Origin of the sequence: Eilatimonas milleporae (assembly GCF_003688555.1) — a bacterium.
Lineage (GTDB): Bacteria > Pseudomonadota > Alphaproteobacteria > Sphingomonadales > Kordiimonadaceae > Eilatimonas > Eilatimonas milleporae.
In genome coordinates, this window is sequence record NZ_REFR01000011.1 from 577,103 (window position 1) to 593,895 (window position 16,793).

Here is a 16,793-nt window from a genome sequence, read left to right on the forward strand (position 1 = left end):
CTGACAAGGCAGCGCGGCGAACACGATCACACGGCAGGCAGGGCCGGCGCAGGACTGACCTTGAACCGACCCACCTCCAGGGCCAACGGGAGCGCGTATCATGACGACACGGACTGTGATGAACACCAATGATGGCGGGGCCGGATCGCTCAGACAGGTCATTGAAGATGCCTCGGCCGGCGATACGATCACCTTTGACGGCAGCCTTGATGGCGAAACCATCACCCTGGGGGGTAATGTCCTTATCATTAACAAGGACTTGATCATCGATGGCGATCTGGATGACGACAATACGCCGGACATCACCATCAGCGGTGGCAATGCAAACCGTGTCTTCGCCATCCTGGACAGCAATGTTGATGTCACGCTTGACGGTTTGGTGATCACCGACGGAGCCTACGATGTCGGGCCCGGCGGTGGCCTGCTCATCACGCAAGCGACCGTCACGATTACGGACTCCATCATCAGTAATAACGAGACAACCACGGACGGTGGTGGCGTGTACGGCGGCAATGGGGCAAATATCACCATATCCAACAGTACGATCACCGGTAACTCGGGCCAAAATGGCGGTGGCATTAGCATCAACGGCAATAGCACAATCTTGACGATTGATGGTACCACCGTCAGCAACAACGAGGGTAGATTCTCCGGCGGCGGGCTGGAGGTGGACAATGACGCAACAGTGATCATTACCGACAGCAGCTTCACTGGAAACACCGCCTCCAGCGATGTTGTACCACAGTTCGGCGGCGCTGGTATTACGCTGTCCGGGTCCGCCACCCTGGCCAATGTGACCATCAGCGGCAACACCTCGGCCAATGTGGGCGGCGGTCTTATCCTGACCGATGACAGCGCGGCCTCGCTGTATAATGTGACCATCAGCGGCAATGCCGCCGAAAATGGCGGCGGCGGTATCAGTCACCTCAGCACGGGCGCCTTATCCATTCAGAACTCCATCGTGCTCGGCAATGCGTCCACCACCGGCGGTGATGAATTCAGGGACGATAACCTCGGAAACACGACATTCACGGGTACCAATCTTATCGGCGCCGATGCCAGCGCGTTCGATGCCAGTGTCGATGCCGCCGTCATCAATGCCGACCCGACAGCCGTGTTCGCGAACACGGTGGCCAACGGTACGGCGACCGCCGGGGTGCTGGCCGACAATGGCGGACCGGTGCAGACCATCGCGCTGAGCGCCGGCCCGTCCAACCCGGCGCTGGATGTGGGCACCGGGCCGCTGAGCGTGGATTTCGGGGCCGGGCCGGTCGATGTGACCACCGACGCTGTCGGCAATGCCCGCGGTGTCGACCAGACGCTGGTGGACAATGGCGGGCCCGTGGACGCGGGTGCTGTCGAACTACAGACCGTGCTGAACGCCGCGCCGCGCCTGGTCATCGCGGACGGGACCCTGGCCTATACCGAAGGGGACGGTGCGACACAGATCGATGGCAGCGCCACGGTGTCCGACGATAACGGCGATGCGGACTGGGACGGCGGCACGCTGGCCATTCAGATCAGCGGCAACCCGCAAAGCAACGACCGGATCAGCATCGATGACACGGACGGCGACGGCACGGTCATCACCATTTCAGGCACCGACATTCTGGCCAACGGCACCGATGTGGGGGATCTGTCGGCGTCCGGCGGCACGGTCATCGACGGCGCGGTCATGGAGGGCGCGATATTGAGAGTGACCTTTGACGCGGACGCCACCAACGACATTGTGCAGGAGGTGCTGCAATCGGTGCGCTATGACAATGCCTCCGACGCCCCCGGTACCTTTAACCGCACCGTCAGGATCACCGCCACGGACGCAAACAACGGCAGCAGCAGCGACACGCGGACGATTTCCTTTACCGCCGAGAATGACGCACCGGTGTTCACCGGCCTGGACGGCGCCCCCGGCTTTACTCAAGGGCAGACGGCGGTGCAGCTGGACGCCGATGTCACCATTTCCGACGCGGAGCTTGACGCGGCCAACAGGGGCAACGGCAATTATGCCGGTGCCAGCCTGACCATCGCCCGCACCGGCGGCGCGGATGCGGGCGACCGGCTGTCGGTGGTGTCCGGCGGCGATCTGGATGTGACCGGCGGCCCGGCGGGCGGCGGCACCATCGCGGTTGCCGGCAATGTGATTGCCACCATTGCCGACACCGGCAACGGGCAGCTCCGCATCACCTTTACCGATGCCAACGGCACCAACCCGACCACCACCGACCTGGTGAATGAGGTGATGCAGGCGATCCGCTACGCCAATGCCGGCACCAACCCGCCGGCCAGCGTGCGGCTGGACTGGACCTTCAACGACGGCAATTCGGGCGATGCGCAAGGGACGGGCGGTGCCGGTGAGGCCACCGGCGCGGTCACCGTCACGGTGGGCAGCGCCGCTCCGCCACCACCGCCGCCGCCGAACACGCCGCCGACGACGGGCGGCGGGTCGGCCGGCCTGGACGCGGGCGCGGCCTATACCCTGCGGATCGGCGATTTCGGCTTCAGTGACGCCGACGGCGATGCCTTTGTATCCGTCCTCATCGACAGCCTGCCGGAAATCGGCACGCTCACCCTGAACGGCGTCGCCGTCAGCGTCGGCCAGTCGATCCGGGCGTCGGAGATTTCCGCCGGGCGGCTGGTCTATACCTCGGACGGGCGCGGGGCCGATGCCCGCTTCACCTTCCGGGTCAGCGACGGCGAGGACACGTCCGGCGCCGCCCGCTTCGACCTGCTGGTCGCGGATCCCGAGCCGGATGACCCTGGCGATCCCGGCGATCCGGGCAATGGCGGCGGTGAGCCCGGCGACGATCTGGAAGGCACGCCGGCTGCCGACACCCTGATCGGCGGTGACGCGGATGACGTCGTGCGCGGTCAGGAAGGCGACGACAACATTCGCGGTGCCGGCGGTGATGACGAAATCCTCGCCGGGGAACGCGACGACGGCAACGACACCCTGTCGGGCGGCACCGGCAACGATACGCTGGGCGGCGGTGTCGGTGACGACAGTATCGACGGCGGCGATGACGATGACATCCTGTTCGGCCGCGAGGGGCGCGACACGCTGTTGGGCGGCGACGGCAACGACATCATCTTCACCGGTGACGGTGACGATACGGTCAATGGCGGCTTCGGCAACGACACGATCTGGGGCAGCGACGGCGATGACCTGCTGATCGGCGGCGCCGGCAGCGACACCTTCACCTTCGGGCGTTTGGCGGGCAATGACCGGGTGGCCGATTTTGACATCGGCGACGATGCGCTCCATCTGCGCCATGCGGTGCGGGACTTTGAAAGTCTGGACGATGTGGAAGCGGCCGCGCGCCTCAGCGTGGACGGCAACGGCAACCCCAGCCTGGTCATCGATCTGGGGCCGGGCGAGGACGGCACTCCCCAGTCCGTCAGCCTGAGCGGCCTGACCCTCGCCGATCTACAGGATATGACCATCCTGATCTGATACAGACCGACTCAAAGACCATGGGGCAGCGCACAGCGGGTGCCGCTGCCCCTCCCGTATCCGCATTCGCGGGCGGGCGCGCCATCGTATGTGGCAGTCCGCCCCATGACCCGATTGAGGGCAGTGCGCCTGTTGCAACATTGGTGCGCCGCAACGCCTCTCCCCTTGCGGAGGGCCTTCAGGGCCGGCCTTACCTGGTCACTGAGGGGATGGATGCTGTCTCACGCAGGGCACTGCCGCCGATGCACAGGCCGGCGCCGCCGGTCCGTCAACCTGTCCAGCATACGCCAGCGTATCCACCGCCCCGGATCGACTGTCCGCGCACTGGGGATATGTCGCGCCACCGGAAAATTCAGGGACAGTATATGGTTTTTTCTTTCGATTTTTGGTGAAATAAAGTCAATGAAAATAATTGGTTGGAGAGAAAATACGAAAAAAAGAAAACAGGATACTGTCCCCGGTTTTTCTCGTGGGCGATGCCTGTGGGCGATGACTGTGGCCGCCGGCCATGCGGCGTATGATCCGCCGGGGCTGTGCCCCCGGTCCTTTCCCAAAGCCATTGGTTGTGTTTGGCGTGCACGCCCCGGCTGTGCTAGAGTGCCCTTCGGAGGGATTATCAATGAAGTCAAGGCATCCGGTCGACCGTGCCGCCGGCGCGGTGCACGCCGAGCGCGTTCTGCATGCGGCCCGGTCCGCATCCGCCGCCGCCACATCGTCCGTCGCCGCATCCTGGAGCCGGTCGCTGAATTTTCACGGCCTGGCCCCGGACGACCCCCTGCGGCAGGAGCGGATGGACGCGGCCCGCTTCCGCGAGGCGTGCGAGCGTATGGACCGCCTGTTGCCGATTGCCGCCGGTGTCATGGACCGGTTGTTCGCGGCGGTGGGGGACACCGGGTGCAGCGTTGTCTTCAGCGATGCCGACGGCGTCATTCTCGACCGGCGCGGTGCGCCCGGCGATGACGATACCTTTGCCGAATGCGGCCTGTGGACCGGTACGACCTGGAGCGAACGCACTGAGGGCACCAACGGCATCGGCACCTGCCTGATCGAGGAACGCCCCGTCATCGTTTACCGCGACGATCACTTTCACAGCCGCAACACGGCCATGAGCTGCATGGGCGCGCCGGTTTTCGACCATCTGGGGCGTCTGGCGGCGGTGCTGGACATATCCTCGTGCCGCGACGATCTGACCAAGGGCGTCGCCCGGCTGACGGCGCACGCGGTGGCCGACGCCGCGCGGCGCATCGAATCCGACAATTTCCAGGCCGCCTTTCCCGGATGCCGCATCGTCGTCGCCGAAGGCCACGGTCCCGGCGGGGCCATGCTGCTGGCGGTCGACCGTGACGACCTGCTGGTCGGCGCCACGCGCAAGGCGCGCAAAACACTGGGTTTGGACGATGACAGTTTCCGCACGCCGTCGCCGCTCGGCGATGTGATGGACGGGGCGGGGCGCAAAAGCGATCTGGGCGATGCCGAACGGGGGGAAATCCGCCGGGCGCTGGCGCGGGCCGGCGGCAATGCCAGCGCGGCCGCCCGCGACCTGGGCGTCAGCCGCGCGACCCTGTACCGCCACATGGCGCGCCTCGGCGTCAGCCGTTAAAGCCACGACATCCTCCAACCCTGTCAGGCCCTGTGAAATTCCGGCAAGGACCGGGCGGCCGGTGCCGCCCGTGATCGTTTTGGGCGGCGCCTCAACAGCTTTGCGCCAGCCCTTTGTTCCCCCGGCGACAGCGTCCGGCACGAATCCCCGCACCGCCTGTCTCAGAACTGAGACACCCGCCGGAACGACCGCCCGCCACGGCGTTGACGCGGCGGGCGTGTGTTTTCACAAAGAAGGTCTGTTGCCGTCTTGCGGTGGAAAGCCGCGAGGACGCACCCCAAAATGCAGGAGACAACCGCCATGAATGTCGAGACGCTGGAAAAGCCCATGCACCGCGCGCCTTTCAAGGCCCGCTATGACAATTTCATCAACGGCCGGTGGACACCGCCGAAGGCCGGCCGCTATTTCGACAACATATCGCCGGTGATCGGCAAGCCGGTGTGCGAGGTCGCGCGCTCCGACGCCGACGATATCGAGGCCGCGCTGGACGCCGCGCACGCCGCCAAGGATGCCTGGGGCCGGACGACCGCCGCCGAGCGCGCGACCATTCTGGGGCGCATCGCCGACCGGATGGAGGAAAATCTGGAGCGTCTGGCCGTGGCGGAAAGCTGGGACAACGGCAAGCCGATCCGCGAGACCATGGCGGCGGACCTGCCGCTGGCCGTCGACCATTTCCGCTATTTCGCCGGCTGTATCCGCGCCCAGGAAGGCGGCGTCAGCGAAATCGACCACGACACCGTGGCCTATCATTTCCACGAACCGCTCGGCGTTGTCGGGCAGATCATCCCGTGGAATTTCCCGTTGCTGATGGCGGTGTGGAAACTGGCCCCGGCGCTGGCCGCCGGCAATTGCGTGGTGCTGAAGCCGGCGGAACAGACGCCGGCCTCCGTCCTGCTGTTCGCCGAACTGGTCGGCGACCTGCTGCCGCCGGGGGTTCTGAACATCGTCAACGGTTTCGGCATCGAGGCGGGCAAGCCCCTGGCCTCGAGCCCGCGCATCGCCAAGATCGCCTTCACCGGCGAGACGACGACGGGCCGCCTGATCATGCAGTATGCGTCCGAAAACCTGATCCCGGTGACGCTGGAACTGGGCGGCAAATCGCCGAACATCTTTTTCGAGGATGTGGCCCGCGAGGATGACGATTTCCTCGACAAGGCGATCGAGGGCTTTGTCATGTTCGCCCTCAACCAGGGGGAGGTCTGCACCTGTCCGTCCCGCGCCCTGATCCATGAACGCCTGTATGACCGTTTCATGGAACGGGCGCTTGAGCGCGTCGCGGCGATCAAACAGGGGCATCCGCTGTCGCCGACCACCATGCTGGGCGCCCAGTCGTCGGCCGAACAGAAGGAAAAAATCCTTTCCTACATCGATATCGGCCGTCAGGAAGGCGCCGAAATCCTCGCCGGCGGCGCGGCGGCCGATCCGGGCGGCGAGCTGTCGACGGGCTATTACGTTCAGCCGACGGTGCTGAAGGGCCACAACAAAATGCGGGTGTTCCAGGAGGAGATTTTCGGCCCCGTCGTGTCCGTCACCACCTTCCGCGACGATGACGAGGCGCTGTCGATCGCCAATGACACGCTGTACGGTCTCGGCGCCGGGGTGTGGAGCCGCGACGCCAACACCTGTTACCGTTTCGGCCGGGCGATCAAGGCCGGGCGGGTGTGGACCAACTGCTATCACGCCTATCCCGCGCACGCGGCCTTCGGCGGCTACAAACAGTCGGGCATCGGCCGCGAAAACCACAAGATGATGCTGTCCCATTATCAGCAGACCAAGAACATGCTGGTCAGCTACAGCCCGCAACGGCTCGGCTTTTTCTGATCCGGCATCCGGGGGCGGGCCCTGTGTGACAGCGCCCGCCCCCCGGCCCGACCGTTCATACGCACCACCACACCAATCTTTTCAGGAGGGAAATGACATGACCAAGATGATGAAAGCCGCCGTCGTGCGTGCCTTCGGCGACCCGCTGCGCGTCGAGGACGCCCCCATCCCCGAACCGGGCGAAGGGCAGATCCAGGTCAAGATCGAGGCCTGCGGCGTCTGCCACACCGACCTGCACGCGGCCGAAGGCGACTGGCCGGTCAAGCCCGAGCCCCCCTTTATTCCGGGGCATGAGGGTGTCGGTTTCGTCTCGGGTGTCGGCAAGGGCGTCACCCATGTGAAAGAAGGCGACCGGGTCGGCATCCCGTGGCTCTATTCCGCCTGCGGGCACTGCGACCACTGCATGGGCGGCTGGGAAACCCTGTGTGAAAGCCAGCAGAATGCCGGCTATTCCGTCAATGGCGGTTTCGCCGAATACGCCCTGGCCGATCCCGATTATGTCGGCCATCTGCCCGACAATGTCGGCTTTGTCGAGATTGCGCCGGTGCTGTGCGCGGGCGTGACCGTGTACAAGGGGTTGAAGACCACCGACACCAAGCCGGGCGACTGGGTCGTCATTTCGGGCATCGGCGGGCTCGGCCATATGGCGGTGCAATATGCCAAGGCCATGGGGCTGCATGTGGCGGCGGTCGATATTGACGACGACAAGCTGGCGCTGGCCGAACGGCTGGGCGCCACGGTTACCGTCAATGCCAGAAGCACGGACCCGGCCGCCTATCTGCAACAGGAAATCGGCGGCGCCCACGGGGCGCTGGTCACGGCGGTTTCGCCCAAGGCGTTCGAGCAGGCGCTGGGCACGGTGCGCCGGGGCGGCACGATTGCCCTGAACGGCCTGCCGCCGGGCGACTTTCCCCTGCCGATCTTCGAGATGGTGCTGAAAGGGATCACCGTGCGCGGGTCCATCGTCGGCACCCGGCTCGACCTGGCCGAGGCGCTTGCCTTCGCCGGCGAGGGGATGGTCCATGCCACCACCGCGACGGCGAAACTGGACGATATCAACGATATCTTCGCCCGCATGCACAAGGGCGATATCGAGGGCCGCATCGTCCTCGACATGGCGTCCTGACTGGGCATGCTGACTTGGCACGCTGAATGGACATCCTGAACCGGGTGTCCTGAAAACAATGCCCGCGCGGGGACGGACGCGGGTGCGGTGCGGGCACCACGCCCCCACATCCCGCCTCTGCCTCACTTTACCCTTGCGGTTTCGGTTGTTCGGGGCAGAGGCGGGTATCACCGGGGGCGCAGGGCCGTGATGGGGCGATACCCGTGAGGCCGGCGGTTGCGCGCGCATGGCAGACTGACGGACGAGGGAGGACAGTGATGACCGATCAGCCCCCACCCAGGGTGACGGCGACCGACGCGGCGCGGGCGCTGCTCGATGAAATCCGGCGGGATCATCCGGACATTCTGTTTCACCAGTCGGGCGGCTGCTGCGACGGCTCGGCGCCCATGTGCTATCCGGTGGCGGATTTCCGCGTCGGCGCCCATGACGTGCATCTGGGTGCCGTCGCCGGCGTGCCGGTCTATATCTCGGCGCCGCAGTTCGAGGCGTGGCGCCATACCCAGCTGATCATTGACGCCATACCGGGGCGCGGGGGGATGTTTTCCCTCGACAACGGGCGGGAGCGGCGTTTCCTTGCCCGTGCCCGCGTCTTCACCGAGGCCGAGCGCGCTACCCTCGACGCCGCGGAGCCGCCGCCCCGGCCCGAGACCTAGGCCCCGTGGCCGGGCGCGGCCCGCACACGGCGGGCCATGGCGGATTGCGCGGGCCGGCAGGGCGGGCCGGTCGGTTGTACGTTGGGACGGTTCGCGCCTTGGTGCCGCCGGTGTTCCGGTTTCCGTCCCGGCCTTATGGGGCCGTCCGGCCGCCCGGCGCCCCCGCGTGTCCCAGGGTCCTTTCCTGTCTCTGTGCCTTTTCTTGCTCCACAGCCCTTTCAAGCCGGACGGGGAATGAGAAATTGCCGCTGTCGCGCAGGCGCGCGGCGATCCGGTTGGCGGCGACATAGCCCGTCAGGCTGTCCCCGTCCGGGCGGACGATAAAGCCCAGTTCATAATTCTGACGTTTGACGTCGGCGACCGGCAGGGGCACGCCCGTGGCGGTGATGCTGATGAAGCCGTCCGCGATGGTGCGCACCGCCGTCACCGCCGCCGCTGTGCCGCCGACGGTGACACGGGGCCGCGCCGGGTTTTGAAACTCCACGGTCACGGGCAGCCGGCCGTCCTCGCCCAGGTCGGCCGTGCCCGTCCAGCGGGCCCGCATATCCCCGGCGATATGGATGCCGGGATAGGGGATGAAGGCGATCTCCGGCAGAATGGCGGCCACCACCGCTTCGCGCGCCCGTTTCAGCGGCCGCCAGGACATCTCGTTGACCAGGGTCGCCACGACCAGGTCCGCGTCGGGATACAGCCACAGTTCCGCCCGCACGCCGGGGGTGGAGCCGAGATGGTAAATGGTGTCGTGCTCGCGGTTTTCCCCGCGCAGTTCATGGACCCAGCCGAGGGTGTACCATTCCAGATCGTCCGGCTCCGTGGGGGACTGCATCTCCATCATGGTCCGGGCGGCCGATTGCGACAGCAGGTCCGATTTCCCGTCGAGGGCATCGTTGAAAAACCGCCCGAAGGCGACCAGATCGCGCGCCGTCATGAACACCCCGCCGGCGCCGCGCGTGTCCATGTCATAGGCCGGGTAGCGCTCGCCGGCGCGGGTATAGGGGATCGCCGCCCCTTTGGGATGCACCGGCGCGGTGACGACGCCGGCGCTCGTCATGCCGAGGGGGGTGAAAAACGCCGTGCGGAGAAAGGCGTCGTAGGACTGTCCCGACTGGATTTCGATGATCCGTTCCAGTACGGCGTAGCCGACATTGGAATAGCGGTGGGTCGCACCGGGCGGCAGCATCGCCTTGCCGTAGCGGGCGATGGTCTCATCCAGGCTGCGGCGGGTATGGGCCTCGCCCGCGTGGATCAGATTGTAATGCAGGGGCAGGCCGCCGCGATGGGACATCAGCCGGCGCACCGTCACATCGTCGGCCCTGCCGGCATGGGCGACGATTTTCCGCGCGCCCAGATACGCGTTGGCGGGCGCGTCGATATCGATGACGCCGCGGTCGGCCAGCAGCATGGCGGCGACGGCGGTGATCGGTTTCGACACCGACGCCAGCCGGTAGGGCGTGGCCGGTGTCGCCGCGCGGCCGGTTTCCTTGTCGGCGAGGCCGGTGGCGTGCACCCATATGGGGGCGTCCCCCTTTACCGCCGCCACCGAGATCGACGGCACGCCCTCATCGATGACGATGCGGTCGATCCGGTCGCGCACCCGGTCCTCGGCGATGCGGAACGGCATGTCGGCGGCTTGGGCACCGCGCGGGGCGTCGGGTGCGCCGCCGGTCAGGCACAGGGTCCACAGGACGGTGGCGGCAAGGTGACGTGACGGCATACGCAACTCCTCATAAATCCGATCATGGCGACGGCCCGGCCGATGGGGCCGGCGGTTGTAAGAATAGCCGCGTTTTTCGACCGATGGCGCTGAAGTCGCTCGTATTTGCGACGGATTCCGTCATAATAAATGCTTTTATGACGGAATATGCCAAACATGTCTGAGCGTGACCATCCGGGACGTGATCCCCGTGCCGCCGATAACCGTGACCTCGATAACCGTGCCCCCGACAACAGTGACCGCGATAACCGGGGGCTCGACCCTCATGACCGCCGCCTTCTGGCGCTGGTGCAGCGGAACAATCGCCGCAGCCATGACGCCCTGGCGGCGGAGCTGAACCTGTCGGCCAGCGCGGTGCGGCGCCGGTTGAAACGCCTGCGCGACGAAGGGGTGATCGTCGGCGATGTGTCGATTGTCGAGCCGGGCCGGCGGATGGTGACGGTCATCACCTCCATCCGTCTGTTGCGGGAAACCCACGCCGTTTATGAGGCGTTCAAGCGCCGGATGCGGGATTCCAATGCGGTCGCCCAGTGCTACACCGTCTCGGGCGAGGCCGATTTCATCGTCATCGCCCATTTTGACGACCTGAAACGCTATGAGGAGTGGATCGACCGCTACATCCTGACCGACGACGCCGTCCAGCGCTCGGAGACCAACATCGTCTATTCCCGGGTGAAGTATGAGACCGCCGTGTCGGTCTGAGCGGGGTTCATATGTGGGCGGTGCGCGGGCGCGCGCGCCGCTCAGCCGGGGCCGCCCCCCGCCTGCTGCCGGGACCGCAGCAGCGCTTCCTCATAGCGCAGCCAGCCGCGATACTGCCCGGCCAGCGGCGTGCCGGGGGCCAGGGCTTCCAGAATATCGGGCATGGCGCGCAGCGCCGGCAGTTTCGCCGCGTTGAGCAGCACGATCAGCCCGTCGCGCGTGCCGGTGTGAAACGCCGCCTGGCTCAGGGACGAGACATCGGACCCGCCGTGGCTGAGCAGCGCGGCATCGCCGTAGTCCAGGACCTCCCAGCCGAGGCCGTAGCCCTGCGCGGTGGGGCAGCCGTCCGCGCCCGGCGGATCGCAGGCGACGAGGGCGCGGTCCTTCACCGACTGGACCCGGTTCCGGTCCGCCGCGAGGGCGGCGCCGTAGCCGTCCCCGTTCATGACCGAGATCAGGATGGCGGCCAGTCCCTCCACCGTTATCGCCATGTCGCGCGCGGCGCTGTAGGCGCCGTCCTCCGGGCACATGTTGAAAGCGATCAGGCAGTGATAGCGCCAGCGCGTGTCGAAGGCGCCGGTGGTCTCGTCGACGCTGCGTGCCACAGTGTCCAGATTGTCGGCGCGGAAGGCGAAGGCGTCGTTTTCAAGGCCCAAGGGGGCGAAAACCTCCGCCCGCACCAGATCGGGAAAGGGGCGGTCCAGCTTTGCCGCGACGAACCGCGCCAGATAGTCGAACCCCTCGCCGGAATAGCCGTACGCTGTCCCCGGATCGTTCAGGAAGCGCAGGCGCCCGTCGGCGGTCTGGTTGCGCCAGTTGGGAAAGCCGGTGGTGTGGGTCAGCGCCATGCGCGGCGTCAGCGCCATGACGCGCGGGTTGCCGCGCAGGTCCGGGTCGACCCAGTGGGCGCCCATGGGTTCGTCCAGCGACAGGGCGCCCCTGTCCGCCAGCCGCAGGACGGTTTCCGCCGCGACCACCTTGGTGATCGAGCCGATATCGAACTGGGTCGTGCGCGACGCCGCCACGTCCGGCGCCTGAAGGCCGTAATAGCCGGCCCAGACCAGCGCGCCGTCCTCGATCAGGCCGACGCCGGCGGTCATGATGCCATGCTCGGCCACAAGGGCGCCGACCGCCCGGTCCAGGGCCGCGTGGCGTGGGTCCGGCGGTGGCGCGGGTGCCGGGTCGCAGGCCGCGAGCGCAAGGGCAACAAGGGCCGGCGGACAGATCGACAGACAGGGATGTCCAAAATACCGCATCGGATGTCGCATCTGTGTTGAGAGGGCTGTATGGCCGCCGACAGTATCCCACATCCGCCCGGATTCTCCTATCCGGGACACGCATGCCGCGCCCGTGATGCCGCTGCCGACACGGGCGGACCGGACACGCGCCGCACACAGTGTCGCCGCCACCCCCCGCTGGGCACCGTATACGGCAACAGCCGGCCCGAATTAAATCAGGGACAGTATATAGTTTTTTCTGCGCGGAAAATTTCATTCAACATACTGAAATATATAAGATATTTTAAAAGTATGAGAGATGGAAAAACCATATACTGTCCCCGATTTTTACCGGGCAGGTCATTCAGCATTGCCGGGCCGGCGATGCCTGAGCAACATCCTCCGGCTGACATCCTCTGGCCAACATCCTCAGGCAAACGCATGGGGCCAGTCGCATCAGGGTATGGCCCGTGTCCCGGACCAGAAGCGATGTTGCAGGATCAGGGCCGCCGTCAGCACGCCGAGGGCATAGCCCGCCAGCACACCACCGGGTCCGAGGTTGAGGGCAAACCCGGCGAGCGCCGCCAGCGGCAGGGCGAACAGCCAGTAAACGCCGAGCGAGATCAGATTGGGGGTGCGGTTGTCGGTTCGCCCGCGCAGCGCGCCGAGGGCGATGGACTGAAGGCCGTCGGCGAACTGGACGCAAGCCATGGTGACGAACAGGGTCGCCGCCAGCGCCGCGACCGCCGGCTCGGTGCTGAGCGCGCCGGCAAGCGGGCCCCGCAGCATCAGAAGCGGCGCGAACACCAGCGCCGCCCAGGCCAGCATCACCCCGTTGGCCGCCGCCCAGATCGGGCGGTAGCGGTGGCTGTCGCCGGCGCCGACCGCCTGGCCCATGCGCACGGCCACCGCCGCCGTCATGCCCATGGGCACCATATAGAGAACGGCGCCGATGGCATGCACCGCCTGATGGGCCGCCAGCGCCGCCGTGCCGAAGCCCGCCATCATCAGGCCCGTCACGGCATAGGCCCCGCCCTCGCCGAGACTGCCGAGCGCGACGGCCCAGCCCTGGCGCACATGGTGGGCGGCACCGCGCCATGAGCCCGCGACCGCGAAAAGTCCGGCGGCCCCTGTGTCAGCGCGGCGGTAGCGCGCCATCATCGGCGCGCGCCGCCAGTGCCGCACCAGCAGCGTCAAGGCCAGCGTCTTGGCGATCAGGCTGGCGAGCCCCGCACCCGCCAGGCCCAGCCCGGCACCGTGGATCAACAGGCCGTTCAGCGGAATGTTGAGGGCCACGCCCGCCAGCGCCGCCCAGACCCCGGCCCAGGGGCGGCCGACGGCGTTGTACAGCCCGCGCAAAACCCCGAACAGCGCATAGGGCACGGTCATCGCCGCCATGGCCGCCCAGTAGGGCAGCAGCAGGTCGCGCACGGCGGCATCCCCGCTCAACAGCGAAAAGGCCGGAAAGGCCAGCAGCATCAGTGCCGCCACGCCCAGGGACGCGGCGGCCGCCAGACGCAGGCCCGTGCCCACCGCGCCCGCCAGCCGGGTCAGGTCGCCGGCGCCGTGGGCCTGTGCCACGGCGACCATGGTCACGGACAGCAGCCCGAACAGCCCGGAATGAACAAGGATCAGCGCACTGGTGGCCAGTCCGGCGGCGGCCAGTGCATCGGTGCCGAGAGGCGCGATCATCAGCGTATCGACCACCCCCATCAGCGTGCCCGACACCAGGCCGACAATGACCGGCACGGCCAGCCGCAAAATGGCCGGCACCTCGGCGAGAAGGTCGCGGCGGAATCCTGTCCGGTTTTGGCGCCCTGTCCGGTGTTGCCCTCCTGTATGGTTTTGCCCTCCTGTATGGTTTCGATGGGGCGTGTGGTCTGGACTGACGGCGCGGCTTTGATGTGTGGCGGGCATGGCGGCTCTCCGGATCGGGGGTGGTACCGTTTGCGGTTTGAAATCCCGTGACCGGTTATCTATTGTTGTGAAATTGCTTTCCAGATGAGGAAACGCGCAGTTTGTGCGCATTATTGCGACATGCAGAATTGGGATGAGATCAGAACCGCCGCTTTTGTCGCCCGACTGGGCACCATCAGCGCGGCGGCAGACGCCCTGGGCGTGCACCGGGCGACGGTGACCCGTCATATCGACGCGCTGGAAGGGGCGCTGGGCGCCAAGCTGTTCCAGCGACACGCCCGCGGCTTTTCCCCGACCGAGCTGGGCGGCGCGCTTCTGCGCATCGCGGATGCGACCGACGCGCAGTTCGGCGAACTGGTGCGTCTGGCGCGCGGCGGCATGGCGGATATGACCGGGGTGCTGACGGTGACGTCTGTCGATGTGCTGGTGCCGCTGATCCTGCCGGTGGTGGCGGCGTTTCAGGCGCGTCATCCGCGCGTCAAAGTCCATCTGGTCAGCAGCGACCGGGTGCTGAAACTGGAATATGGCGAGGCCGACGTGGCCTTCCGCATCGGGCCGAAACCCCGGCATCCCGACAATGTGGTTCTGCCGGCGGGGCGTATTCCGGTGGGGCTGTACGGGCCGGGGCCGGATGCGGACCGCTTTGCCGGGCCCGGCGCCCACACCCCGCCCACGCCCTATTTCGCCTGGGCGGCTGAAAACATCCCGGCGGACCGGGTGTGTCTGACCAGCGACAGCATCGCGGCGCTGTGGCAGGCGGTGCGGTCCGGCACGGTGGCGGGGTTCATGCCCGCCGCCATGGCCGCCGGCACCGGCCTTGTCGAACTTGCGCCGCCCCGCGACGACTGGGATGAGCCGGTCTGGGCGGTGACCCATGTGGACCTGCACCGGTCGGCCCGGGTGCAGGCGTTCATCCGGGCGGTGAAGGACCATCCTGTCTGACAAGATGCTGCAAAAATGCGCATACAGTGCGCGAAACGCGGCCTTCTTTGCGAATTTGAGACGTCTATTTTCTGCCTGTCACCCAAGCAGGAGATACGATCATGTCCGAACCGAAAATTTACGACCGTCCCGTCGCCGTCACCGGCGCCACTGGCAAACAGGGCGGCGCCGTCGCCCGCCGCCTTCTGGCCCGTGGCCACCGGGTCCGCGCCCTGACACGCCGTCCCGACAGCCCCGCGGCACAAGCCCTGGCGGACCGGGGCGCCGAGATCGCCGAGGCCGATCTGGAAAACCCCGCATCGCTGAAACCGGCACTGGCCGGGGCGGCCGCGCTTTTTTCCGTGCAGGATTTTCTGGAAGCCGGCGTCGCGGCGGAGGAACGCCAGGGCCTTGCCCTGACGGACGCCGCTGCCGCCGCCGCTGACATCGGCCACATCGTCTACAGCGGTGCCTCGACCATGGACCGCAACACCGGGGTGCCGCACCTGGACAGCAAATGGCGGGTTGAGACCCGCCTGCGCGCCGCCGACACGCCGTGGACGGTGTTCCGCCCGGCGGCCTTCATGGACAACTGGGAATGGGACCGCGCCGCCATTCTGGAAAGCGGGATCGTGCGCTACCCCATCCGGCCCGACACGCTGTACCGGCAGGTTGCCGTCAGCGATATCGCCGTCATGGCGGTGACGGCCCTGGAACATCCCGAAACCTGGGCGGGTCAGATCATGCCGCTGACCGGCGATGCCGCGACCATGACGGAGATCACAACTACCCTGGCCCGTGTCATTGGCCGTCCGCTCAGCTTCGTGCGGATGACCTGGGACGAATGCGTCGCCGAACAGGGCGAGGAACTGATGCTGATGTACAAATATTTCGACACTTTCGGCATGGACGGGGTGCCGGACTATATGCGCCGCTTTCACCCCGGCGCGATGACGTTCGAGGCCTATCTGCGTGCCGCCGGGTGGGGCGATGCGCGCCAGAGCGCGGCCTAGCGCGGCCTAGCGCGGCCTGGCCGCCCCGATTGCCGGACAGACTGGTGAGCAGACCGGTGGACAGACCGACAGACCGAGCGACAGGCGGGCCGGCCGACAGACTGGCCGGCACACAGGCAGGCCGGCCGGCCGTGTTTGAGAGCGCGGAGGCCGTCGCCCGTGCCTTTTTCGCGCGCTGGAATGACGGCGACGCGGACGGACTGGCCGTCCTGTTCGCCAAAGACGCCGATTTCGTCAATGTCGTCGGCCTGTGGTGGCGCGGCCGCGCCGCCATCCGCCGGGCGCATGCCTATGGCTTTCGCCATATTTTCCATGCCTCGCGGATCGAGATCACCGAATTGAGTGTCCGCAGCCTCGGCCCCGGGGTGTATATGGTCCACACCGTCTCGACCCTGGACGGCCAGATCGCCCAGGCCGTCCCGACCAATCAGATTGACCAGACCGGCCCGGACGGCGAACCGGCGGCGCGGCGGGTGGCGGTGATGTCCATGTTGATACGCCGCCGCGCCGCGGGCTTTGAAATCGTCAGCTGCCACGTCACCGACCGGGTGGAAGGCGCCGACACATATATCCGGACCGGCGCAGGGCTCGCGCCGGTCCGCTACCGCCCATGACGGAATGGGCGAGAACGGATGGGCGCTTTTTGTTCCAACCTACG

At 66.8% G+C, this 16,793-nt stretch carries 12 protein-coding genes; 9 read left to right on the forward strand and 3 right to left on the reverse strand.

The features are described 5' to 3' along the window. Positions 1-100: 100 nt before the first annotated feature. The 5 genes from BXY39_RS10680 to BXY39_RS10700 all read left to right on the forward strand — a co-directional run bounded on the left by BXY39_RS10680 (position 101) and on the right by BXY39_RS10700 (position 8,651). On the forward strand, positions 101-3,451 hold the full coding sequence (locus tag BXY39_RS10680) for a hypothetical protein (protein WP_170163765.1): 3,351 nt from the start codon (positions 101-103) through the stop codon (positions 3,449-3,451). 619 nt (positions 3,452-4,070) lie between these two features. Further along, positions 4,071-5,051, forward strand: coding sequence for a GAF domain-containing protein (locus BXY39_RS10685; protein ID WP_121938815.1), 981 nt, complete (start codon positions 4,071-4,073; stop codon positions 5,049-5,051). A 282-nt stretch (positions 5,052-5,333) separates the two neighbouring features. Beyond that, complete coding sequence (gene adh / locus BXY39_RS10690; RefSeq protein ID WP_211332198.1) at positions 5,334-6,872, forward strand: aldehyde dehydrogenase; 1,539 nt, start codon at positions 5,334-5,336, stop codon at positions 6,870-6,872. 97 nt (positions 6,873-6,969) lie between these two features. Next, positions 6,970-7,998, forward strand: coding sequence for an alcohol dehydrogenase AdhP (gene adhP / locus BXY39_RS10695; RefSeq protein WP_121938816.1), 1,029 nt, complete (start codon positions 6,970-6,972; stop codon positions 7,996-7,998). A gap of 257 nt (positions 7,999-8,255) precedes the next feature. After that, positions 8,256-8,651, forward strand: coding sequence for a DUF779 domain-containing protein (locus BXY39_RS10700; protein WP_121938817.1), 396 nt, complete (start codon positions 8,256-8,258; stop codon positions 8,649-8,651). Positions 8,652-8,784: 133 nt separating this feature from the next. Here BXY39_RS10700 and BXY39_RS10705 read toward each other — a convergent pair whose 3' ends face one another. Continuing rightward, complete coding sequence (locus tag BXY39_RS10705) at positions 8,785-10,365, reverse strand: serine hydrolase domain-containing protein (protein WP_121938818.1); 1,581 nt, start codon at positions 10,363-10,365, stop codon at positions 8,785-8,787. A gap of 156 nt (positions 10,366-10,521) precedes the next feature. Between BXY39_RS10705 and BXY39_RS10710 the strand changes: the two genes are divergently transcribed. Beyond that, a complete protein-coding gene (locus BXY39_RS10710; protein ID WP_170163766.1) occupies positions 10,522-11,067 on the forward strand; it encodes an Lrp/AsnC family transcriptional regulator in 546 nt (181 codons plus the stop codon). 41 nt (positions 11,068-11,108) lie between these two features. Here the strand turns inward: BXY39_RS10710 and BXY39_RS10715 are convergent, their stop codons facing one another. Then, positions 11,109-12,323, reverse strand: a complete 1,215-nt coding sequence (locus BXY39_RS10715) for a serine hydrolase domain-containing protein (protein ID WP_170163767.1) — start codon at positions 12,321-12,323, stop codon at positions 11,109-11,111. A gap of 417 nt (positions 12,324-12,740) precedes the next feature. Next, positions 12,741-14,201, reverse strand: coding sequence for an MATE family efflux transporter (locus BXY39_RS10720; protein WP_121938821.1), 1,461 nt, complete (start codon positions 14,199-14,201; stop codon positions 12,741-12,743). Positions 14,202-14,285: 84 nt separating this feature from the next. Here BXY39_RS10720 and BXY39_RS10725 point away from each other — a divergent pair, with 84 nt between their 5' ends. The 3 genes from BXY39_RS10725 (at position 14,286) to BXY39_RS10735 (ending at position 16,749) form a co-directional block, all read left to right on the forward strand. Further along, complete coding sequence (locus tag BXY39_RS10725; protein ID WP_211332199.1) at positions 14,286-15,143, forward strand: LysR family transcriptional regulator; 858 nt, start codon at positions 14,286-14,288, stop codon at positions 15,141-15,143. Between the two features lie 101 nt (positions 15,144-15,244). After that, positions 15,245-16,135 carry an NmrA/HSCARG family protein gene (locus BXY39_RS19490; RefSeq protein WP_121938823.1) on the forward strand — a complete coding sequence of 297 codons (891 nt, stop codon included), beginning with the start codon at positions 15,245-15,247 and terminating at the stop codon, positions 16,133-16,135. Between the two features lie 44 nt (positions 16,136-16,179). Beyond that, positions 16,180-16,749, forward strand: coding sequence for an SgcJ/EcaC family oxidoreductase (locus BXY39_RS10735; RefSeq protein WP_211332200.1), 570 nt, complete (start codon positions 16,180-16,182; stop codon positions 16,747-16,749). Positions 16,750-16,793 lie beyond the last annotated feature (44 nt).